At 41.0% G+C, this 20,592-nt stretch carries 21 protein-coding genes; 11 read left to right on the top strand and 10 right to left on the bottom strand.

Annotation, left to right across the window (positions count from 1 at the left end; translation table 11 throughout):
* Positions 1–135: 135 nt before the first annotated feature.
* Together rdgB and HEMROJRC1_RS08045 are read right to left on the bottom strand one after the other, a co-directional pair.
* Complete coding sequence (rdgB, locus tag HEMROJRC1_RS08040; RefSeq protein ID WP_226692426.1) at positions 136–729, bottom strand: RdgB/HAM1 family non-canonical purine NTP pyrophosphatase; 594 nt, start codon at positions 727–729, stop codon at positions 136–138.
* Between the two features lie 20 nt (positions 730–749).
* Entirely contained in the window at positions 750–1,478 is a 729-nt protein-coding gene (locus HEMROJRC1_RS08045) for a 3-deoxy-D-manno-octulosonic acid kinase (protein ID WP_226692427.1), read from the bottom strand.
* 76 nt (positions 1,479–1,554) lie between these two features.
* Here HEMROJRC1_RS08045 and HEMROJRC1_RS08050 point away from each other — a divergent pair, with 76 nt between their 5' ends.
* Positions 1,555–2,601, top strand: a complete 1,047-nt coding sequence (locus HEMROJRC1_RS08050) for a glycosyltransferase family 9 protein (RefSeq protein WP_226692428.1) — start codon at positions 1,555–1,557, stop codon at positions 2,599–2,601.
* Positions 2,602–2,666: 65 nt separating this feature from the next.
* On the opposite strand, the gene HEMROJRC1_RS08055 is transcribed toward HEMROJRC1_RS08050, so the two are convergent.
* Positions 2,667–3,011 (bottom strand): carboxymuconolactone decarboxylase family protein, encoded by a 345-nt coding sequence (locus tag HEMROJRC1_RS08055; protein WP_226692429.1) that lies wholly within the window; start codon positions 3,009–3,011, stop codon positions 2,667–2,669.
* Between the two features lie 115 nt (positions 3,012–3,126).
* On the opposite strand from HEMROJRC1_RS08055, the gene HEMROJRC1_RS08060 reads away from it, so the two are divergent.
* Together HEMROJRC1_RS08060 and HEMROJRC1_RS08065 are read left to right on the top strand one after the other, a co-directional pair.
* The gene (locus tag HEMROJRC1_RS08060) at positions 3,127–4,023 is read left to right on the top strand and encodes a cupin domain-containing protein (RefSeq protein ID WP_226692430.1); all 897 of its coding nucleotides are present in this window, start codon (positions 3,127–3,129) and stop codon (positions 4,021–4,023) included.
* Between the two features lie 78 nt (positions 4,024–4,101).
* Positions 4,102–5,946 carry an ABC transporter ATP-binding protein gene (locus HEMROJRC1_RS08065; protein WP_226692431.1) on the top strand — a complete coding sequence of 615 codons (1,845 nt, stop codon included), beginning with the start codon at positions 4,102–4,104 and terminating at the stop codon, positions 5,944–5,946.
* Between the two features lie 59 nt (positions 5,947–6,005).
* Here the strand turns inward: HEMROJRC1_RS08065 and HEMROJRC1_RS08070 are convergent, their stop codons facing one another.
* Positions 6,006–6,293, bottom strand: a complete 288-nt coding sequence (locus HEMROJRC1_RS08070) for a YfcZ/YiiS family protein (RefSeq protein WP_226692432.1) — start codon at positions 6,291–6,293, stop codon at positions 6,006–6,008.
* A gap of 197 nt (positions 6,294–6,490) precedes the next feature.
* Between HEMROJRC1_RS08070 and HEMROJRC1_RS08075 the strand changes: the two genes are divergently transcribed.
* From HEMROJRC1_RS08075 to mutH, 3 genes are all read left to right on the top strand, one after another.
* Positions 6,491–7,861 carry an outer membrane protein transport protein gene (locus HEMROJRC1_RS08075; RefSeq protein ID WP_226692433.1) on the top strand — a complete coding sequence of 457 codons (1,371 nt, stop codon included), beginning with the start codon at positions 6,491–6,493 and terminating at the stop codon, positions 7,859–7,861.
* A gap of 328 nt (positions 7,862–8,189) precedes the next feature.
* Positions 8,190–8,729 carry a methylated-DNA--[protein]-cysteine S-methyltransferase gene (locus HEMROJRC1_RS08080; protein WP_226692434.1) on the top strand — a complete coding sequence of 180 codons (540 nt, stop codon included), beginning with the start codon at positions 8,190–8,192 and terminating at the stop codon, positions 8,727–8,729.
* A complete protein-coding gene (mutH, locus tag HEMROJRC1_RS08085; RefSeq protein WP_226692435.1) occupies positions 8,726–9,406 on the top strand; it encodes a DNA mismatch repair endonuclease MutH in 681 nt (226 codons plus the stop codon). Before HEMROJRC1_RS08080 ends, mutH begins: the two co-directional genes overlap by 4 nt.
* Before the next feature lie 77 nt (positions 9,407–9,483).
* Here mutH and HEMROJRC1_RS08090 read toward each other — a convergent pair whose 3' ends face one another.
* From HEMROJRC1_RS08090 to znuC, 6 genes are all read right to left on the bottom strand, one after another.
* Positions 9,484–10,101, bottom strand: coding sequence for a MarC family protein (locus tag HEMROJRC1_RS08090; RefSeq protein ID WP_226692436.1), 618 nt, complete (start codon positions 10,099–10,101; stop codon positions 9,484–9,486).
* Positions 10,102–10,196: 95 nt separating this feature from the next.
* Complete coding sequence (gene tilS, locus HEMROJRC1_RS08095; RefSeq protein WP_226692437.1) at positions 10,197–11,477, bottom strand: tRNA lysidine(34) synthetase TilS; 1,281 nt, start codon at positions 11,475–11,477, stop codon at positions 10,197–10,199.
* Entirely contained in the window at positions 11,477–12,343 is an 867-nt protein-coding gene (pdxY, locus tag HEMROJRC1_RS08100; protein WP_226692438.1) for a pyridoxal kinase, read from the bottom strand. Before pdxY ends, tilS begins: the two co-directional genes overlap by 1 nt.
* A gap of 203 nt (positions 12,344–12,546) precedes the next feature.
* Positions 12,547–13,494, bottom strand: a complete 948-nt coding sequence (gene accA, locus HEMROJRC1_RS08105) for an acetyl-CoA carboxylase carboxyl transferase subunit alpha (RefSeq protein WP_226692439.1) — start codon at positions 13,492–13,494, stop codon at positions 12,547–12,549.
* Positions 13,495–13,582: 88 nt separating this feature from the next.
* Positions 13,583–14,368, bottom strand: a complete 786-nt coding sequence (znuB, locus tag HEMROJRC1_RS08110; protein ID WP_226692440.1) for a zinc ABC transporter permease subunit ZnuB — start codon at positions 14,366–14,368, stop codon at positions 13,583–13,585.
* The gene (gene znuC, locus HEMROJRC1_RS08115; RefSeq protein ID WP_226692441.1) at positions 14,368–15,171 is read right to left on the bottom strand and encodes a zinc ABC transporter ATP-binding protein ZnuC; all 804 of its coding nucleotides are present in this window, start codon (positions 15,169–15,171) and stop codon (positions 14,368–14,370) included. The genes znuB and znuC overlap by 1 nt, the downstream gene beginning before the upstream one ends.
* A gap of 174 nt (positions 15,172–15,345) precedes the next feature.
* Here znuC and mepM point away from each other — a divergent pair, with 174 nt between their 5' ends.
* From mepM to HEMROJRC1_RS08140, 5 genes are all read left to right on the top strand, one after another.
* Entirely contained in the window at positions 15,346–16,806 is a 1,461-nt protein-coding gene (gene mepM, locus HEMROJRC1_RS08120) for a murein DD-endopeptidase MepM (protein ID WP_226692442.1), read from the top strand.
* A 155-nt stretch (positions 16,807–16,961) separates the two neighbouring features.
* Positions 16,962–17,915 (top strand): ABC transporter permease, encoded by a 954-nt coding sequence (locus HEMROJRC1_RS08125; RefSeq protein ID WP_304621902.1) that lies wholly within the window; start codon positions 16,962–16,964, stop codon positions 17,913–17,915.
* On the top strand, positions 17,908–18,861 hold the full coding sequence (locus HEMROJRC1_RS08130; RefSeq protein ID WP_226692443.1) for an iron chelate uptake ABC transporter family permease subunit: 954 nt from the start codon (positions 17,908–17,910) through the stop codon (positions 18,859–18,861). Before HEMROJRC1_RS08125 ends, HEMROJRC1_RS08130 begins: the two co-directional genes overlap by 8 nt.
* Positions 18,862–18,877: 16 nt before the next feature.
* Positions 18,878–19,645 (top strand): ABC transporter ATP-binding protein, encoded by a 768-nt coding sequence (locus HEMROJRC1_RS08135; RefSeq protein WP_226692444.1) that lies wholly within the window; start codon positions 18,878–18,880, stop codon positions 19,643–19,645.
* Positions 19,646–19,654: 9 nt separating this feature from the next.
* Positions 19,655–20,569 (top strand): siderophore ABC transporter substrate-binding protein, encoded by a 915-nt coding sequence (locus HEMROJRC1_RS08140; RefSeq protein WP_226692445.1) that lies wholly within the window; start codon positions 19,655–19,657, stop codon positions 20,567–20,569.
* Positions 20,570–20,592 lie beyond the last annotated feature (23 nt).

A 20,592-nucleotide genomic window follows, 5' to 3' on the forward strand; every position in this document is an offset into this window, starting at 1 on the left:
ACGCTAATAGAATTATACACAATCGCTTTGAGCGATTGTTATGCCTCACGGCACCGTTGGCAAGTCAACGTTCAAAATCTAAAGATTTTGTGACCGCACTTATGAGCATAAAGTGCGGTCATTTCTTTTTGTGTTTTATATGCTAAGTTTGGCTTTCAATATTTTCAATGCATGTGCACGATGGGAGATTTTTTTCTTCTCTTCGGTTTCTAGTTCGGCAAAAGTGCAACCTTGTTCAGGGCTGAAAAATAGGCTGTCATAACCGAAACCATTTTCGCCTTTTTCTTCAAAACCAATTACACCATGGCATTCGCCCTCTGCAATAATGGGCGAAGGATCAGTCGGATGTTGTAAAAATACGATGCAACTGACAAATTTTGCATGACGTTCCGTTTCCGCTGTATTTGCAAGTTCTGCCAATAATTTTTGGCGGTTTTTTGCATCATTGCCCTCTTCTCCTGCATAACGGGCGGAATATAACCCCGGTGCGCCGTTAAGTGCTTTCACGACTAATCCCGAATCATCGGCAATGGCGGGTAAACCGGATTTTTCCGAGGCGTAACGGGCTTTCAATAAGGCATTTTCCACGAAAGTTAAGCCGGTCTCTTCCGGGCTTTCAATACCTAAATCCGTTTGTGCGATAACCTCAAAGCCAAGACTTGCCAACACATCCGCCATTTCTTTTACTTTGCCTTTGTTGCCTGTAGCAAGTACGATTTTTCTTGTCATAATTTATCCTCTGTTCATATTTAATTTTGATGATAAGCGTCCGTTAAATCCGCCCAGTTTTGTTCGGTAAATAGAATGTTCAGCCTTCCCGTCTCTTTTATAAAAGAGCGATAAAGACGATTTAGGTTTTCCGTTTTCCAAAACTCCCCTGATTTTTCACCGCACTTATCAAAATCTAATAACCAACATTTTTGCCCTTGGGCGGTTTGCTGTACCAAAATATTATGAGCATTGAGATCCGAATGGCAAATTTGCAAATCGTGCAATCGGCGAATTAATCTCCCCATTTGTTGCCATATTTCTATCGGTAATGTTTCATTTGATAAAAGTGCGGTCAAATCTTGGGCGTTTTCGATTTTTTCCGTCAGAATATCCGCTTGATAACAAATGCCGAGTTGCCCTTTTTTGACACGCGCCCCAATGGGTTTCGGCACGGGTAAATCGGCGTTATGTAAACGCTGTAATAAGCGAAATTCGGTAAAACTGCGGGTATTTTCAAGGGAGGAAAAACGATAGCGATCTTTATTTAATTTTCCCCATAAGCCACCCCGATAATAATGGCGAAGTGCGCAATTTACGCCGAACCAATCTTCCGTTTGGAGAAAATATGTCGTACCGCGCCCTTTTGCAGATCCCAAAATGCACTGTTGGGATTGCCAAAATTCAGGATTAAAAAATTCCGTTTGGGTATCGAAAGTGCGGTCAAAATTGAAGATGAAAAATTGATTGTGATGTTGATATTCAAACATTTGGGTTGGATTCTTGATAGAAAATGCCTTCATTCTACTTTAAAATATCGGCAAATTAAACGATAAAGGATCTCAAATGCCACTTTTTAACAAAGCCCCTAAGTCCCTCTGTATTCTTCGACTTTCAGCGGTGGGAGATGTGTGCCATGCCCTTGCCGTGGTGCAGTGTATTCAAGCCTATTATCCTGAAACGAAGATTACTTGGATCATCGGTAAAACTGAAGCGACATTATTAGAGGGAATTCCAAATGTTGATTTGGTGATTTACGATAAAAAAACGGGTTGGAAAGGTGTCTTTAATTTATGGCGACAGCTGAAAAATGAACGTTTTGATGCATTGTTAAATATGCAAACGGCATTTCGTGCTTCCGTGCTTTCTTTAGGTATTAAAGCAAAATACAAAATCGGTTTCGGTAAAAAACGTTCGCGCGAAGGGCAGTGGTTATTTGTTAATCGGCGCGTGAATGATCCTGTTTCACAGCACGTATTAGATGGTTTTATGGCCTTTGCGGAATATATTGGTGTGCCGAAAGATGCGCCTACCTGGCAGTTAGCCGTTTCAGAACATGATCGGCAATTTGTGCAACAATTTATAGATCCTTCACGTAAGAATTTGTTGATTTCCCCCTGTTCCAGCAAAGCAGAAAAAGATTGGTTAGTGGAACGTTATGCAGAGGTGGCGAATATCGCCAATCAGCATAATGTGAATGTGATATTTTGCAGTGCTGCGGCAAAACGTGAATTAGAAATGGTTGAAAAAATTACCGCACTTTGTGATTTCACACCGATTAACGCGGCAGGTAAAACGAATCTAAAACAACTTGCCGCATTGATTGGAAAAGTGGATCTTGTACTTTCGCCGGATTCCGGCCCGGCGCATATCGCAACAACGCAAAATACGCCGGTGGTCGGATTGTATGCTTATCATAATCCGCGTCGCACCGCACCTTATCATAATTTAGCAAATGTCGTTTCCGTTTATGAACAAAATGTGTTGCGGGAGTTTGGTAAACCTTCTTCCGAATTGCCTTGGGCGACAAAACTAAAAGGAAAAAATTTGATGGCGGAAATTCAGGTGGAAGAGGTGATAACACAAATGAAAGCGTTAAATTTGTGGCAATAAAAAAGGCACTCAAAGAGTGCCAATATTCGTAGGTTCCTAAATAATTAAAAACTTAAGTGGTTTGATTACTCACCTTTTTGCGTGTGATAAGCTTCTAACGCGCGTAACGAATAAGTGTATGCTGCGCCTGCATTTAAGGCGATGGACATCGCAAGTGCTGCTGCAACCTCAGCTTCCGTTGCGCCCGCTTTTACTGCTTCTTCTGCGTGAACACTAATGCAACTTTCACAACGGGTTGTAACTGCTACTGCAAGGGCAATTAATTCACGGGTTTTCGCATCAAGCACATCACCTTCCGCAGCCGCCGCACCGAGTGCTTGATAGGCTTGCAACATTTTCGGATGTTGTTTACCAAGTGCAGCAAATGATTTTTTAACATGTGATGTATGTTCTTTCCAATCTGTAAACATTGTATTTTCTCCTAGAAATCAATTAAACATATAGGTAACTTCTGTGAGCTATTATAGTTGGATTGCGGTATTATACTTGTCAATTCATCTCAATTTTTATGGCTAAAATCTCATCATGGATTATTTAGACAGACTCACTCATTTGGCACAAGTACGCGGTGAAATTAATATTCACTGTCTTTTTCAGGGTGAATGGCAGATCAACTATGAAGAAAAGCATAATGACAAAGGCATTTTTCATTTAATTGAAGAAGGCGAGTGTTGGCTGACATTCGGTGAAAAGACCTTTCATTTGAAGGCCGGTGATATATTTTTTCTTCCGCAAAGTCGACCGCACTTGATGAGTAATTTGGAGGAAGGGCAGCCTTCCGTTCCTTTAAAAAAGGAACAACAAGGAATTTTTCAAATTCATCAAATCGGGCGGGGTACACCGAACTTTAAAATGTTTTGCGGTGCATTTTATTATCAGAAAAATGCCCTATTGATAGAATCATTGCCGACTTATTTACATTTGAATTTATGCGATACGCCGATCCATCCTTTGGTTCAATTATTTTTACAGGAAGCCCAGAAACAAGAAAGCGGCACGCAATCGGTGATTGATGCGCTGGCAAATGTATTATTTATTTACATTTTACGTGATGTGATTTCTCGCAGTGTGATTGATAAAGGCGTATTGTATGCATTACAAGATAAACGTCTTAACTCGGTGGTAGTGCAGTTATTACAATCACCGGCGAAGCAATGGCATATTGAACAACTTGCTAAGCTGGCGACGATGTCGCGTGCAAATTTTATTCGTGTGTTTCAGCAACAATTAGGAATGTCTCCCGGTAAGTTTCTTACAAAAGTGCGGTTAGATTTAGCAGCGTTTTTGTTAAAGCAATCGCAACAGTCAATACTGGCTATTGCGTTGGAAGTGGGCTATCAATCGGAAGCGCATTTTAGTAAAGCCTTTAAGAATGTTTATCAGCTCTCCCCAAGTCAGTATCGGAAATTGTCTTCTCTATAAATTGTAAAATTTTTGCGTTATAATAACAGGCGTTTTAGAAGGCAACTTTACGTTGCCTTTTGTTTTTAAGGAAATACTATGTTTAACAAAATTTTTTCGTGGTTTGAAAACCGTTTAAATCCGTATCCGGAAAGCAATCCGATCACGCCGGAAAAAGGTTTGTTTCGTTTTATTTGGTCTAGTATCGACGGTATGAAAGGCTGGATTTTCTTGCTGGCGATCTTAACTGTCGGTACGGGAGTAATGGAAGCGTTGTTGTTCCAATTTATGGGGTTACTCGTTGATTGGCTAGGCACTTACACGCCCGCAACCTTATGGCAGGAGAAAGGGCATTTATTGCTGGGAATGGCAGCATTGCTTGTGTTAAGTATTGTATGGTCTTTTATTGGGGTAAATGTTCGTTTACAAACTTTGCAAGGTGTATTCCCTATGCGTTTACGCTGGAATTTTCACCGTTTAATGCTGGGCCAAAGTTTAAGCTTTTATCAAGATGAATTTGCCGGTCGGGTTTCCGCTAAAGTAATGCAAACGGCACTTGCCGTGCGTGATACCGTAATGACGATTGCGGATATGTTGGTTTACGTAGCGGTATATTTTATTACTTCAGGTCTTGTGTTGGCGGCATTGGATGCGTGGTTCTTATTACCATTTGGTGTTTGGATTGTATTGTTCGTCATCATTTTAAAATTATTAATTCCACGTTTAGCCAAAACGGCGGAACGCCAAGCGGATGCCCGTTCATTGATGACAGGGCGTATTACAGATGCCTATTCAAACATTGCAACCGTAAAATTATTCTCCCATGGTGCACGTGAAGCCTCCTACGCAAAACGTTCTATGGAAGAATTTATGGTTACCGTGCATGCACAGATGCGTTTGGCAAGTTCGCTTGATACGTTAACTTATGCCTCTAATATTTTTCTGACGTTAAGCACGGCAATATTAGGCGTGATTTTATGGCAACAAGGGCAAACCAGTGTGGGGGCGATTGCCACGGCTACGGCAATGGCATTACGGGTGAACGGGCTTTCTCGCTGGATTATGTGGGAATCCGCCCGTTTATTTGAAAATATTGGTACGGTAAATGACGGTATGAATACGCTCACGAAACCGCACACCATTGTGGATAAACCGAATAGTACACCGCTACAGGTGAAGCAAGGTGAAATTAAATTTAATGATATTACTTTTGCCTATGATCCGACAAAGCCTTTATTGAGTCATTTTAACCTCACCATTAAACCGGGGGAAAAAGTCGGATTAATCGGGCGTTCCGGTGCGGGAAAATCCACGATTGTAAATTTATTGCTCCGTTTTTACGAAGCCCAGCAGGGAGCTATTACTATTGACGGGCAAAATGTATTGGATGTGCAACAAGAAAGTTTACGCCGTCAAATCGGTTTGGTGACACAAGATACCTCGTTACTACACCGTTCCGTACGTGAAAATATTATTTATGGTCGCCCGAATGCGACTGAAGAAGAAATGAAACAGGCGGCAGAGCGGGCTGAAGCGGCGGATTTCATTCCGTTCTTGCGTGATGAGCAAGGCCGACAAGGTTATGAGGCGCATGTCGGTGAACGCGGTGTGAAACTTTCCGGCGGTCAACGTCAACGTATCGCTATTGCCCGTGTAATGTTGAAAGATGCGCCGATCCTATTACTTGATGAAGCCACAAGTGCATTGGATTCGGAAGTGGAAGTTGCGATTCAAGAAAGTTTGGACAAAATGATGGAGAACAAAACGGTTATTGCGATTGCACACCGTTTATCAACCATTGCCGCAATGGATCGCTTAATTGTATTGGATAAAGGTCAAATTGTTGAACAAGGCTCGCACGCCGAGTTACTTGAACAAAACGGACTTTATGCCAAACTTTGGAAACACCAAAGCGGTGGTTTCCTAAGCCAGCATGATGATTAGAAAATAGGCACAAAAATGACCGCACTTTCGTTGAAGTGCGGTCATTTCCATATTTGTTTTTAACGATTTGCTAATTCAAAAATCATTGCTTCCGCTTGACAGCTGAAGGTGAAGCTTGCTTTTAGTTGCACCCCGTCTTCCATGGATATAATTTCACTAACGATTTCGCAAGGTTCACTTTCTGTTTTGCGGGCTTTTTCGGTTAAACGGGCGAGAGCCTGTTCCGCCTCTGTTCGGTTGTGATAAATTTGATCTACGTTTACGGTACAATCCGAACCGTCAATAATTGTGCCTACATCTACACAACTACAGGTAAGGGATTCTTCCGCTTTGCATTTTACCGTCATATTTTATCCTTATTTTGAAATTAATCCGGTGGCATTTTACCACTTTTAAAAACGCATTGAAAATTAACCGCACTTTAAATTCTTCCCACTGGTCGGAACTCATTAAAAATAAACAAAATAAATTTGCACTCTAGCACATGGAGTTTTAGAATCTTGTGTCTTTTTATTATTTCCATATAAATAACAAGGGTTTCCCAATGAAAAAATTTAACCAATCTTTATTAGCGGTTGCAATGTTACTTACAGCCGGTGGGGCAAATGCCGCAGCATTCCAATTATCGGAAGTTTCTACATCCGGCTTAGGTCGGGCTTATGCCGGTGAGGCGGCAATGGCGGATAATGCGTCAGTCGTGGCGACGAACCCTGCATTGATGAGTATGTTTAAAACCAATCAATTCTCTGTCGGCGGTGTTTATGTGGATTCTAAGATTAATATGAGCGGTCCTGTTACGGTTAGTGCATTTGGTCGTACTCTTGCTCAGGGTTCTGCTTCCCAAAAGAGCGTTGTGCCGGGATCATTTATTCCGAATATGTATTTTGTTGCACCGATTAACGATAAATTTGCGGTGGGTGCGGGAATGAACGTAAACTTCGGCTTAAAAAGCGAATATGACAACAACTATGATGCGGGTGTTTTTGGCGGTAAAACCGATTTAACCGCAATTAATCTTAACTTAAGCGGTTCATATCGTGTTACTCAAGGTTTAAGTGCAGGTGTTGGTTTGAATGCCGTTTATGCGAAAGCAGAAATCGAACGCCGTGCGGGTATTTTAAGTACCGCGGTTAAAAATGCTGCGCCTTTAGTTCCGTCTTTAGTTGCTGCCGGACGGATTTCTCCAAATGCAGCGCAGTCTTTATCAAGACTTCAAGGTATGGGGAAAGATACCGTTTTAACGCATTTACGTGATCGAAACGCATGGGGGTTCGGTTGGAATGCAGGTTTGTTATATGAGTTTAATGAACGTAATCGTATCGGTGTAGCATATCATTCAAAAATCGATATCGATTTTAACGATCGCTATGCCGTGAGCGCACCACGTGCAATTGCGGGAGCGCCGGCAGGGGAAGGTAACTTAACGTTGCATTTACCGGATTATTTGGAAGTCTCCGGTTTTCACCGGTTAACGGATCGCTTTGCAATGCACTATAGCTATAAATATACGCACTGGAGCCGCCTAAAATCGTTACATGCGACTTATAACACCGGTGAATTAGCTTTCCATAAAGATGAAAATTACCGTAGTAATTCCCGTATCGCACTTGGTGCGACTTATGATGTAAACGATCAACTCACCTTACGTGCAGGTATTGCTTATGACGAGGCTGCCGCGACATTAAATCACGCAAGTGCCTCAATCCCTGATACTGATCGTACTTGGTATAGTTTTGGTGCAACCTATAAAGTTACTCCGAATCTTTCTGTTGATTTAGGCTATGCTTACTTAAAAGGCAAAAAAATCCAATTTAAAGAATCACAAGATGTTCGTGGTATTGCGAAAATTGAAGCGGATTACACCTCTAAAGCAAGTGCTAGTCTTTACGGTTTAAACCTAAATTATAGTTTCTAATTTGTAAAAAAAATTTAGCATAATAAAAGCACAGACTTGCATAAAGTTTGTGCTTTTTTGTAGAATGAGATCCATCTCATCATTTCACAAACGCAAAAACTTCGGTATTAATACTCGCACAAATCATCGTAGGGTTCGTTAGGCGAAGCCGTAACGCACCAATTAATGGGGTTTTATGATGAAATGGATTGTTGGGGCGTATTGCATACGCCCTGATAAGCCCTCTTACGAAATTGGGCGTATGCAATACGCCCCTACCCCCGATAAATATTGGATATAAACTTCTCTTTGTGCTACTGATACATAACACTGAAAAACGTAGAAAAAAATGACCGCACTTTATTACACTTATTATCCTTCACCGGTCGGACAACTTTTAATTTTGTCCGATGGTGAATACATCACACATATTGATTTTGAAAAAGAGCAATACGCACCGAATCCGGCTTGGCAAGAAAAAAACGATCTGCCTTTGTTTCAAAAAGTGCGGTTAGCTTTTGATCGCTATTTTAACGGTGAACCCGAGACTTTCTCGGATATTCCTTTAAAAGCGGAGGGAACGCCTTTTCAGAAAGCGATTTGGCAAGCATTGTGCCAAGTTCCTTATGGAGAGATGTCGAGTTATGGTGAGTTGGCAAAAATAATCAATAATCCTAAAGCCGTGCGTGCCGTAGGGGGTGCAGTGGGCAGTAATCCGATTAGCATTATCATTCCTTGCCATCGTATTCTCGGTAAAGATAAAACCTTGACCGGATTTGGTGGCGGATTAGCCGCCAAACGTTTTTTACTGCAATTAGAAAATATTCCTTATATTGATAAGGGAAGTGAATACACCAGACCCCGCTTTTTCAAAAAATATAACGAATGATTTCTCAAACTCAAACACCGCCAAGCACATTATCACAACTCCTTCAACGGGCGCAACGGATAGCCGGTTTAACTTTTGGTGAGCTTGCAGACGAACTGAATATCTCTGTTCCGCCAAATTTAAAACGGAATAAAGGTTGGGTTGGAATGTTATTAGAAACCGCATTGGGGGCAACCGCCGGCAGTAAAGCCGAGCAAGATTTTGTTCACCTTGGTGTCGAGCTGAAAACCTTGCCTGTAAATGAACAGGGTTTTCCACTAGAGACGACCTTTGTTAGTCTTGCTCCGTTAGTACAGAATTCCGGTGTGCAATGGGAAACTTCTCATGTTCGCCATAAATTATCTTGTGTACTTTGGATTCCTATTGAAGGCAGTCGCAGTATTGCGTTGCGTGAACGCCATATCGGTGCGCCGATTTTGTGGCGACCGACTCCACAGCAAGAACATCAATTAAAACAAGATTGGGAAGAGTTGATGGAATACATCACGCTTGGGCGGCTTGATCAAATTACCGCAAGAATCGGCGAAGTGATGCAGTTAAGACCAAAAGGGGCAAACGCTAAAGCAATCACAAAAGGGATTGGAAAACGTGGTGAAACGGTGGAAACGTTACCCTTAGGTTTTTATTTAAGGAAAGAGTTTACCGCAGGTATTTTGAGGGATTTTTTAGGGGCTTAGCTTATATACCGCCTATACCGAATTAAAGGCTCGGAGGAAAAATAAAAAGGCTTCCGAAAAGAAGCCCTATTAAAAATTTACACAACCTGCGTAAAGAAATTTTTTAATCCCACCAATACATTATTTACGGCAACTGTTGCCAAAATCAATCCCATCACACGACTAATAATCGCCGCGCCGGAATTGCCAATGAAATGTTGAATTCGATTTGCGGCAAGCAACAGAATGTAGGTAATCAATAACACCGCCAACATAATTCCGGCAGTAATAAATTGTTCGCTGAAATTAAAACGGTGATTATCCGTTAAAAGCACGATTGCCATCATCGCACCCGGTGAGGCAATAGAAGGAACGGCAAGGGGGTAAACGGCAATTTCCGTCACATTAGCACGCATTTTTATTTCTTGATCGGGTTTGCTTTCACCGAAAATCATTGTTAAAGCAAACAAGAAAAGCACTAACCCACCTGCAATTTGGAAGGCTGGTAAAGGCACTTGCATTGCTTCAAAAAGAATTTGCCCACCGATTAAAAAGAAAAGTAAAATTCCGGCGGAAATAATCACTGCATTGCGTGCGATTTTACGGCGTTCTTCAAGGGAGAATCCAATTGTTTTGGAAAGGTAAACGGGAATTGAGCCAATAGGATCAATGACTGCCCAAAGTACGACAAACTGAACAATAAAAGAATCAAACATTCGCTTTCCTTTTTATATGATGAAAATAATGAGGGGCATTTTATCAAATAAATGGAGCAAAGTGCGGGAGGAACAGAATATTTTGCGCTATTTTTTTAGTGTTCAAAAACTTGAAAAAAACCGACCGCACTTTGCAGCGTATCTCCATAAAAAATTAGCGGAATTCGCTGCCGCTGCCAAGGAGGAACGCCTAATTCTTGCCATACTTTTTTGATTTCTTCTCTTGGGCGTTTGGGGTGGTATTTGATTTTACCTGAATAAGAAAAACGAATTTGAATAGGTTGCGTTGTTGGGAGTAATTCAACGGAATATTGCTGCCAATGGAAAATAAATGTTTTCTCGGTACGTTCTAGACGAAGTGTACCCAAATTATCAGGCAGTGTAATATGAGTCTCATTCAGTTCAAGGTGAATTTGCGTTAAATCGGCAAAGTTATCCGTAAGGTATAAGCGGGATTGATAACGACGAACCACGTTTTCATCAAGATGAAATTGCGGATTAGCCCCTTCTTTCGACAAGATAACATCTTGAATAAGTTGTTCAAGTTGACGTTTGGTCGGCATTTCACAATCATTTTCAGCCAACCACATACGCAAAAGTGCGGTCTGTTTTGCACGGGAATATCGAACAAAATGATGGAGGTTAAATTCGGTTTGCGTTTGGCAGTGTTTACTGAAGGTTTCTCGTAGCAATTCGTCGATCAATTGTTGTTGTTCAAAACAATGTTGTGCAGAACGTTGGACGACCCGATCAAAATAAGCCCAACGCTGTCGTAGTGTCGGCAAAATCAGGTTGCGTAAAAAATTGCGATCATAACGGTTGTCATTATTGCTTTCGTCATTAACCCAAACCAGATTTTCAATTTGAGCATAATTTTCTAATTGTTCACGGGTAAAATTCAGTAAGGGGCGGAAAATGTTCATACCGAACACTTCACTGTGCGTTTGCATTGCTCCCAAGCCCTGTAAACCGCTACCGCGTTTAAGGGCAAGAAAAAAAGTTTCCGTTTGATCGTTTAGGTGATGTGCGGTTGCCAGTAGTTCATCAGCTTGAAGGTGTCGGCGAATGGCGTTATAACGTGCTTCACGTGCGCCGGCTTCAATGCCGTTGCAACGATCGATTTGAACATATTCGATAATGAGCGAAATCTCAAATTTATCACATAACCGTTGGCAATGCTTTGCCCAGCTGTCCGCATTTGGACTTAAACCGTGATGAATATGAATTGCTCGCAGATGAAAGTGCGGTTGTTTTTCACGGTATTTTGCAAATAGTGAGAGAAGTACGGTGGAATCCAAACCACCGCTCAAGGCGATAAGGCAACCTTGCGCAGTGATTTGTTTTAGCTGTTGTTCAAAACTTGAGAAAAGATCCATTAAGCAATTTTTTCAGCTTTATACTGTGCCGTTGGATTTAAGATCTCAAAACGTGCGGCAATTGTTTGTAACTCATAGGAGTTGAGATCAAAGGTCATTTTCATCACACCGGCGACTTCGTTATTCATTGCTTCAAATGCTTCTACATCCGATTTACCATTGAGTAAATTCGCTAAGAAAGTACCGGCGATTAAATCGCCTACGCCTACGGGTTCAAAGTTGAATTGATAAAGCGGACGGCTTAAATGCCAAATACCTTCCGATGTCCCCATAATGATTTCAAAGGTATCCGGATCATTAATTTTGCCGACTTTGCCTAAGTGTTTTACTAAGACTTTTTTCACGCCTTTGTCGAGTAATGCACGCACGGCTTTAAGTACATCGTCAAAGTTGTTAATCGGAAAATCGCTCAGTTGGCGTAGTTCATGGAGGTTTGGCGTCATAATATCGGCCACAGGAATTGCTTTTTCTATCAAGGCCTCGCGAACGCCGTTTGCGACTACGCAGACTTTTTCCGGGTTAGGCATAACCGGATCACATAAGTAGAGCGCATTAGGATTGCGCTTTTTGATTTGTTCTAAGGCATAGATGATTTGATCGACTTGTTCTGCTGAGCCGAGATAGCCGGAAAGTAGCGCATCACATTCTTGTAATTTTTCGATATTGTCTAAGCCGGTGACGATTTCACGGATTTGTTCTTGTGGAATCACCATTCCCGTCCATTTGCCGTATTGTGTGTGGTTAGAGAATTGCACGGTGTTGAGCGCCCAAACATCCACGCCTAATAATTGCATTGGGAATGTGGCGGATTTATTTCCGGCAAAGCCGTATACGACGTGAGATTGGATAGAAAGTACGTTTTTCATGTTTGTATCCTTTTCTAATATTTATCGGGGGTAGGGTGCGTTAACCATAGGCGTAACGCACCTTTTTGCCAATTCATTAATAAATTTTATTACGGTGCGTTACGCCTATGGCTAACGCACCCTACAATGATTTGTACAACTGCTACATAATAACGCAAAAGATAAAAAAGAGCGGTCAAAAATACCGCTCTTTTTTTAATCGGTTAGCAATAGCCGTAAGACATTAAACGTTGGTAACGTCTGTCTAACAATTCTTCTTTTGATAATCCGTCAAGTTCGCTTAAATCTTCAATTAACTGTTGTTTTAAGTTTTTTGCCATCAACGCATAATCACGATGTGCGCCTCCGATTGGCTCTTGTACAATGTTGTCAATTAAGTTGAGTTCTTTTAAACGTTCTGCTGTTAAACCCATCACTTCAGCGGCGGTTGAGGCTTTTTCCGCACTTTTCCAAAGAATAGAGGCACAACCTTCCGGTGAGATAACGGAATAGGTGGAATATTGCAACATATTAACTTTATCACCGACACCGATTGCCAGTGCGCCACCGGAACCGCCTTCACCAATGACGGTACAAATCACCGGTACGGTTAATTGGGACATTTCCCGTAAATTGCGTGCAATGGCTTCCGCTTGACCGCGTTCTTCCGCGCCAATTCCCGGGTAAGCACCCGGTGTATCAATAAAAGTAATGATCGGGAGTTTAAAACGCTCCGCCATTTCCATTAAACGCAAGGCTTTGCGATAACCTTCAGGAGCAGGCATACCGAAGTTACGTTTTACTTTGTCTTTTACCGTTCTGCCTTTTTGATGGCCGATCACCATAATCGGGCGACCATCTAAACGGGCTAGACCACCTACGATTGCTTTGTCATCAGCAAAAGCACGATCGCCTGCCAGTTCTTCAAATTCCGTGAAAATATGTTCAATATAATCTAATGTATAGGGGCGATTCGGGTGGCGTGCCATACGGGAAACTTGCCAAGCATCAAGATTGGCAAAGGTTTTTTTGGTTAATTCATCGCTTTTTTTCTGTAATCGTTTGATTTCGTCAGTTAAATCGACTTTATCATCGGAAGCCGTGCGTAAGGCTTCGATTTTAGCTTCTAATTCTGCAATAGGCAGTTCAAAATCTAAATATTCTTGGCTCATTTTCTTATCCTAAAAACACCACAAAAATTGACCGCACTTTATCAAGAATTACTTTAGGGCGCAAATAGTTTTCACTGGTTGGGCAAGCTTATAAGCCGGCTTTTTTTAATAATGACAATGTAAATAAAAAGGTGGAACAAATAACCACAGAAGGGCCGGCTGCGGTGTCATAAAAAGCAGATAATAATAATCCGCCAATGATGGAAAGTACACTCACTGCGATGGCGAATCCCACCATAGATTCCGGCGTTTTGGCAAAACGACGCGCTGTAGCGGCAGGAATAATGAGCAATGATGTGATAATTAATGCGCCCACAAATTTCATACTTAATGCGATAGTAAGTGCGGTCAAAATCATCAGAATAAAACGCATTTTTCTGATGTCGATGCCTTCGACTTGGGCAAGTTCCGGTGAAACGGTGGTGGAAAGCAGGGATTGCCAAAAATAAGTCAGGGTACTTAATACCACTATAACGCTGATGCCGATGTAAATGAGATCCGTATAATTGATCGCTAGTAGATCACCGAATAAATAGTTCATTAAATCTACCCGTACATTCTTTAATAAACCGACGGTTACCACGCCGAGAGATAAGCAACTGTGCGCGATAATGCCGAGTAAAGTATCAATGGAAAATTGTGTGTTGCTTTCCAGCCACACCATAATTAAGGCGAGAATGAGGGTAAGAATAACGATCGTTACATAAGGATTGACTTGCAAGAATATGCCCAGTGCCACGCCAAGGAGTGCGGAGTGAGAAAGCGTATCGCCAAAATATGCCATTTTGCGCCACACGACAAATACACCTAATGGGGCGGTGATTAGCGAAAGTAAAATACCGGTTAACAATGCCGGAAGAAGAATTTCAAACATTAGACATCCTTGTTTTGGCAACAATTTGCGGAGGTATCACAACCGCATACATCGCCGTGTAAGTTGTGATGATGGTTGTGGTGGTGGGTGTAAAAGCCGACATTTTGTGCAAGCTGATTTCCCCATAAACGCATAAATGTGGGATCGTTTGATAAGGTTTCGGGTGTACCTGCACAGCAGATATGTTGGTTAATACAAAGCACTTCTTTACTATCCGCCATTACAATGTGTAAATCGTGTGAAACCATTAATACGGCACAGTTTAGCTTTTGTTGAGTCTGATGAATGAGGTGATAAAGTTCTGCTTGTCCGGTCATATCTACCCCCTGCGTCGGTTCGTCCAACACTAATAAATTCGGCTTATTTAAAATAGCGCGGGCAAGTAAGACCCGTTGCATTTCACCACCGGAAAGTTTTTGCATATTATTTTCACGTAAATGCGTGATAGAAAGCTGTTCAAGTGCGGTCAAAATTTCTTGTGTTTTGACTCCCTTTTTTAGGGCGAGAAAGCGTTTCACCGTAATCGGTAAACTCGGATCCAAATGAATTTTTTGCGGCACATAACCAATGCGTACGTTTTGGTTATAAATTACTTCACCGCTGGTGGGGGGCTGTAATTTCAACAATGTTTTGAGTAATGTTGATTTTCCACCGCCATTCGGTCCTACAATGGTAATAATGGAATTTGGGTAAATTTTTAAATTGATATTCTGTAACGCGGTTTTTTGTTCAAACACCACATTGATATTTTTAAGTTCAATTAATGGAGAGAGCGGATCGCGTTGAATAGTATGAATTTGCATAATACCGCCTATATGAAAATTAGCGGCTAACCTTAGCTTATTTCAGGGAATTTCTCAAGGTGTAATCTTTTGTGATGAATATTTAACCGTATTTTTTATGGGTTTTAAGGTAGAATGAACCTCCTTTACGATTTGTAGTCTGAAAAGCGATATTATTTATGTTAGGTAGCTATTTTGCAGCACGTTAAATTAGCCAGAGATAGACGTAAAAGAAAATCGCGCATTAAAGCGGCGATTTTTTTTGTTGCGTTATTGCTCATTTTTACCGGTACGATGCTGAGTTTGAAAAACAGTACGGAGTCCGAATCGACCGTTCAAAGCAATTTGGAACCTGAAATGGTAGGTGGGGTGCAGTATCAATCCCTTACTCCGGAACAAGCGGGCAGCACGCCGTCCCCTTCTGCACAAACGGATGCTCAAGCGCATTCTGAAGGCGCGACTTCTTATGATGATGAATTACAAGCCCACGATGATGAAGCGGAAGAAGTAAAGCCATCATTTGATGAACTTAATGATTTACCGCAAGACGCACAAAACGCATTGAGTGATTTGCTTGATGCGGCGGATCAGGCTATGCGTATTTCCGATCAATTTAGTCATACCGTTGTGCGCGGCGATACGTTAAAAGATGTGCTAGAGCTTTCAGGCTTGGAAGATGACACGGCAAAAAGCCTCATCGCCTCTTATCCCGAATTAAAAAATTTACGTGCAGGACAACAGTTCTACTGGATTTTAGACAAAAATGATCAGTTGGAATATTTGAACTGGCTCGTTTCCGAAAAAGAAGAACGTATTTATGAACGCGTGGAAGAAGGGAAATTTAAGCGTCAGATTTTAGAAAAACAAAGTGTTTGGAAAAAAGAGGTGCTGAAAGGACAGGTTTCAGGCTCTCTTGCTACGAGTTTGCGTGCGTTAGGTTTAGATAGTCGCCAGATTTCGCAGTTAAGTTCCGCATTACAGTGGCAAGTGAGTTTACGAAAACTGAAAAAAGGTACAAAGTTTGCCGTTTTGGTTTCGCGTGAATATTTAGGCGATAAACTTACCGGACAAGGTAATGTGGAAGCAATTCATATTATTGCGGGAGGAAAAAGCTATTATGCGATTCAAGCCGCGAATGGTCGCTATTACAATCAACAAGGCGAAACATTGGGTAAAGGTTTTGCGCGTTATCCATTGCAGCGTCAAGCCCGTATTTCTTCACCTTTTAATCCGAATCGTCGCCACCCGGTTACCGGACGGATTCGTCCGCATAAAGGGGTGGATTTCTCAGTGCCGCAAGGCACGCCGATTATTGCACCGGCGGATGGACTGGTCGAAAAAGTGGCATATCAAGCCGGAGGGGCAGGGCGTTATGTCGTGCTTCGTCATGGGCGGGAGTATCAAACGGTTTATATGCATTTAAGTCGTCCGTTGGTTAGAGCGGGGCAAACCGTGAAAAAAGGTGAGCGTATTGCGCTTTCGGGAAACACGGGAATTTCTACCGGCCCGCACTTGCATTATGAGTTTCATATTAATGGCCGTGCTGTAAATCCGTTAACGGTGAAATTACCCGGCTCAAGTAGTGGTATGGCAACGGCAGAACGTAAACAATTCTTGATAAGGGCGAAAGATGCGGAAAAAAGGCTTAGGCTTTAATCGCTAATGAAAACCTATCAGTCCTCTAAAAGCCAATATAGGCAATCTTAGAGGACTGATTTTTTTGCTTGATTTCCACTGCAAAAGGTAAATCTATCTTCCTGATTTTCGCTTAATGTGTTATTCTTTCTTTAAGAATTATTATCATTTTAGTTATGATCAAGCGACGTTATCTGATTTTTCTTCTCTTTGTACTTTCGGTTGTTTCACTTTTCCTCGGTGTAAGCTCTGTTAATTTACAGGGATTACTCAATTTTGAAGGCAATCAATGGCAGATTTTTGCTATAAGCCGCGTGCCTCGATTAATCAGTATTTTGATTGCCGGTGCCTCTTTGGGTATCTGCGGCTTGGTTATGCAGCAGTTAAGCAGAAACCGTTTTGTTTCTCCCACAACAGCAGGTACGATGGACAGTGCCCGTCTCGGTATTTTGATCGTAATGCTATTTTTTCCTTCGGCTTCAATGCTGCTGAAAACCGGTATTGCCGTTGCGGTGTCCTTTCTAGGTACATTGTTGTTTATGCTTATTCTTTCCCATTTGAAATTTAAAGATACGATTTTTGTGCCGCTTGTGGGGATTATGTTTGGCAATATTATTAGTGCGATTACAGCTTTTATCGCTTATCAGCAAGATGTGTTACAAAATCTTTCCGGCTGGTTACAAGGGGATTTTTCATTAGTGATGGCAGGGCGGTATGAATTACTTTACTTCAGTATTCCTATGTTGGCGATTGCTTATTTATTTGCTAATCGTTTTTCTATTGTGGGAATGGGCAAGGATTTTGCCGTAAATTTAGGTTTAAATTATAACTTGGTATTGTATGTCGGCTTGTTAATTGTGTCGGTTGTTTCATCTATCATTATTATTTCAGTAGGTGTGATCCCGTTTCTTGGGCTGATTATTCCCAACATAGTTACGCTTTATCTAGGCGATAATCTAAAAAAGGTGCTTTCTCATACTGCTTTGCTCGGTGCCATATTTGTTTTGTTTTGCGATATTTTAGGAAGGGCGGTGATTTACCCTTATGAAATATCCATTAATGTGGTCGTGGGAGTATTTGGTAGTGGGATTTTCTTATTCTTATTGTTGAAGCGGTACCGAAATGTATAAAAAATCTTCCTATCAATTAATCACGCTTGTGATTTTAGCCCTAATTTCGACCGCACTTTATTTAGGTTATGCCTTGCCGACCCGTTGGCAATACGCATTGGAAAACCGTAGTCTTTCGCTTTTAGCGATTATTATTACCGGCGCAGCCATTGCGCTTGCTACAATGATTTTCCAAACCGTAGTGAATAACCGAATCCTTACACCGAGTATTTTAGGGTTGGATTCGCTCTATTTATTAATTCAGACCGGTATTATTTTTTTGTTTGGTTCAAGTGCGTTCTTGTCCATAAATTCAATGGCTTTATTTGTGATTTGTACCGGTGCGATGATGTTGTTTTCTTTATTGCTTTATCATTTCTTGTTAAAAAAAGAATCTCAAAATATTTTCTTTTTGTTGTTGGTCGGGATTGTATTCGGCACTTTTTTTGGCAGTTTAACCACGTTTATGGAAGTGTTGATTGATCCGAATGAATTCCAGATTGTACAAGATATCGGCTTTGCGAGTTTCAACCGAATTAATACGCATATTTTATGGATAGCATTAGCCATTTTGATTGGAGCGATTTTATTCAGTCTACCTTATTGGCGCTATTTTGATGTTTTAGCATTAGGCCGTGAAAATGCGATTAATCTTGGCATTGATTACCAACAGATCACGAAAACATTGTTAATTTTGGTGGCGGTTTTAATCTCTGTTTCAACCGCCCTTGTGGGGCCGCTGACTTTTCTTGGTTTGTTGGTGATGAATCTTACCTTTGAATTTATTCGCGATTATCGCCACAAAGTGTTGATTCCGGCGGCGATGTTAATTTCCATCATCACTTTGGTGCTTGGTCAATTTTTGGTAACGCAAATTTTCACTTTCCGCACGACATTGAGCATAATCGTTAATTTTGTGGGCGGCGTGTATTTCATTTATCTTTTATTAAGAACAAACAAAAAATAGGGCTTATAAAGTAAAGATGGCGATTGAAGTTAGAAATATAAGTAAAAGTTATAGCGGAAAGAAGGTGGTAGATAATGTTTCTCTCACTATCCCTAAAGGCAAAATTACGTCTTTTATCGGACCAAACGGCGCAGGAAAAAGTACCCTGTTGTCTATCATCAGCCGTTTACTTTCGGCAGACTGTGGCGAGATTTATTTAAACAATGAGTTGCTGAATAGCAAAAAAAGTAATGATATTGCTAAGCAACTGGCTATTTTGAAACAATCCAACAATATTAATTTACGATTGACGATTGAGGAACTGGTGGCATTCGGGCGTTTTCCCTATTCCAAAGGAAACTTGACGGAAATTGACCGCACTTTTATTGATAATTCAATTCGTTATATGGATCTTGACGATATTCGCCATCAGTATATCGATAGCCTGAGCGGGGGACAACGCCAACGAGCTTATATTGCTATGACGCTGGCGCAAGATACGGACTATATTTTGCTGGATGAGCCTCTCAATAACCTTGATATGAAACATTCCGTACAAATTATGCAGGTATTACGTAAGCTGGTAAATGAATTGAATAAGACTGTGGTGATTGTCATTCACGATATTAATTTTGCTTCCTGTTATTCCGATTACATCATCGCGATGAAAAACGGACGTTTAGTACAGCAAGGGGAGGTCAATCACATTATGCAATCCTCTGTTTTAAAAGAAATTTATGATATGGATATTCCTATTCAGGAAATCGATGATCATAAAATTGCCGTTTATTTTAGACACAACTAGGAGTTTTCAATGAAAAAAACATTTTCCACTTTAGCTCTATCCGTTTTGGCATTTATCGGGGTGAATGCCGCCAATGCGGCAGATATCACCGTTGAAAATTTTGCCGGTAAGCAAATTGTTCCGCAAAGCCCGCAAAAAGTCGTGGTACTTGATTTTGGTGCGGCAGATACGATTCGTGCATTAGGCGCTGCGGATAAAATTGTCGGTTTTCCGCAAAGTGGCAAGATTCCGAGTTATCTTGCGGAATTTGCTAATGAAAAATTCAAAAATGTAGGCAATTTGAAGGAACAATCCTTAGAAAAAATTAACGATATCGCACCGGATTTAATTATTGCATCAAAACGCCAAGAAAAGATGGTGGATAAATTTAAAGAAATCGCTCCGGTTTTTTTCATTGATAATGACTACAAAAACTACTACGACAGTTTTCAACAAAATGTGCTTGCACTGGGAAAAATTTTTGATAAGGAATCCATCGCAAAAGAAAAATTAAAAGCCTTAGATATGGTGGTAAGCCAAGTGGCTAAGGATGCGAAAGATAAGACCGCACTGCTTGTTTTAGTGAATGAAAGCAAAATAAGCGCCTTTGGTGACGGTTCCCGCTACGGTATGGTGTACCAAAAATACGGTTTCCAACAAATTGATCCTACGATTAAATCTTCTACTCATGGTCAAAGTGTCGGATTTGAATATATTTTAGAAAAAAATCCTGATTTCTTATTGGTTGTGGATCGTACCGCTGCAATTACGGAAAAAGCCAATAATGCACAAAAAGTACTGGATAACGACATCATTAAACAAACTAAAGCTTATAAAAACGGACATATCGTTTATTTAGATGCGGCAAATTGGTATCTTGCTTTTGGCGGATTAGAATCAATGGAAATCATTTCAAAAGAATTAGATAGTGCCGTTCGTAAATAATTTTTTATTTGTAGTGCCCCTTT

Origin of the sequence: Rodentibacter sp. JRC1 (genome assembly GCF_020521555.1) — a bacterium.
GTDB lineage: Bacteria > Pseudomonadota > Gammaproteobacteria > Enterobacterales > Pasteurellaceae > Rodentibacter > Rodentibacter abscessus.

What these genes read in the sequence shown, in the direction of transcription:
- znuC (WP_226692441.1), bottom strand. Translation starts at nt 15,171, where the DNA reads ATGCAAATTCATACTATTCAACGCGATCCGCTCTCTCCATTAATTGAA.
- rdgB (WP_226692426.1), bottom strand. Translation starts at nt 729, where the DNA reads ATGACAAGAAAAATCGTACTTGCTACAGGCAACAAAGGCAAAGTAAAA.
- HEMROJRC1_RS08060 (WP_226692430.1), top strand. Translation starts at nt 3,127, where the DNA reads ATGGATTATTTAGACAGACTCACTCATTTGGCACAAGTACGCGGTGAA.
- HEMROJRC1_RS08055 (WP_226692429.1), bottom strand. Translation starts at nt 3,011, where the DNA reads ATGTTTACAGATTGGAAAGAACATACATCACATGTTAAAAAATCATTT.
- mutH (WP_226692435.1), top strand. Translation starts at nt 8,726, where the DNA reads ATGATTTCTCAAACTCAAACACCGCCAAGCACATTATCACAACTCCTT.
- pdxY (WP_226692438.1), bottom strand. Translation starts at nt 12,343, where the DNA reads ATGAAAAACGTACTTTCTATCCAATCTCACGTCGTATACGGCTTTGCC.
- tilS (WP_226692437.1), bottom strand. Translation starts at nt 11,477, where the DNA reads ATGGATCTTTTCTCAAGTTTTGAACAACAGCTAAAACAAATCACTGCG.
- HEMROJRC1_RS08075 (WP_226692433.1), top strand. Translation starts at nt 6,491, where the DNA reads ATGAAAAAATTTAACCAATCTTTATTAGCGGTTGCAATGTTACTTACA.
- HEMROJRC1_RS08125 (WP_304621902.1), top strand. Translation starts at nt 16,962, where the DNA reads ATGATCAAGCGACGTTATCTGATTTTTCTTCTCTTTGTACTTTCGGTT.
- HEMROJRC1_RS08080 (WP_226692434.1), top strand. Translation starts at nt 8,190, where the DNA reads ATGACCGCACTTTATTACACTTATTATCCTTCACCGGTCGGACAACTT.
- HEMROJRC1_RS08065 (WP_226692431.1), top strand. Translation starts at nt 4,102, where the DNA reads ATGTTTAACAAAATTTTTTCGTGGTTTGAAAACCGTTTAAATCCGTAT.
- HEMROJRC1_RS08070 (WP_226692432.1), bottom strand. Translation starts at nt 6,293, where the DNA reads ATGACGGTAAAATGCAAAGCGGAAGAATCCCTTACCTGTAGTTGTGTA.
- HEMROJRC1_RS08090 (WP_226692436.1), bottom strand. Translation starts at nt 10,101, where the DNA reads ATGTTTGATTCTTTTATTGTTCAGTTTGTCGTACTTTGGGCAGTCATT.
- HEMROJRC1_RS08045 (WP_226692427.1), bottom strand. Translation starts at nt 1,478, where the DNA reads ATGTTTGAATATCAACATCACAATCAATTTTTCATCTTCAATTTTGAC.
- HEMROJRC1_RS08050 (WP_226692428.1), top strand. Translation starts at nt 1,555, where the DNA reads ATGCCACTTTTTAACAAAGCCCCTAAGTCCCTCTGTATTCTTCGACTT.
- znuB (WP_226692440.1), bottom strand. Translation starts at nt 14,368, where the DNA reads ATGTTTGAAATTCTTCTTCCGGCATTGTTAACCGGTATTTTACTTTCG.
- HEMROJRC1_RS08135 (WP_226692444.1), top strand. Translation starts at nt 18,878, where the DNA reads ATGGCGATTGAAGTTAGAAATATAAGTAAAAGTTATAGCGGAAAGAAG.
- HEMROJRC1_RS08130 (WP_226692443.1), top strand. Translation starts at nt 17,908, where the DNA reads ATGTATAAAAAATCTTCCTATCAATTAATCACGCTTGTGATTTTAGCC.
- HEMROJRC1_RS08140 (WP_226692445.1), top strand. Translation starts at nt 19,655, where the DNA reads ATGAAAAAAACATTTTCCACTTTAGCTCTATCCGTTTTGGCATTTATC.
- accA (WP_226692439.1), bottom strand. Translation starts at nt 13,494, where the DNA reads ATGAGCCAAGAATATTTAGATTTTGAACTGCCTATTGCAGAATTAGAA.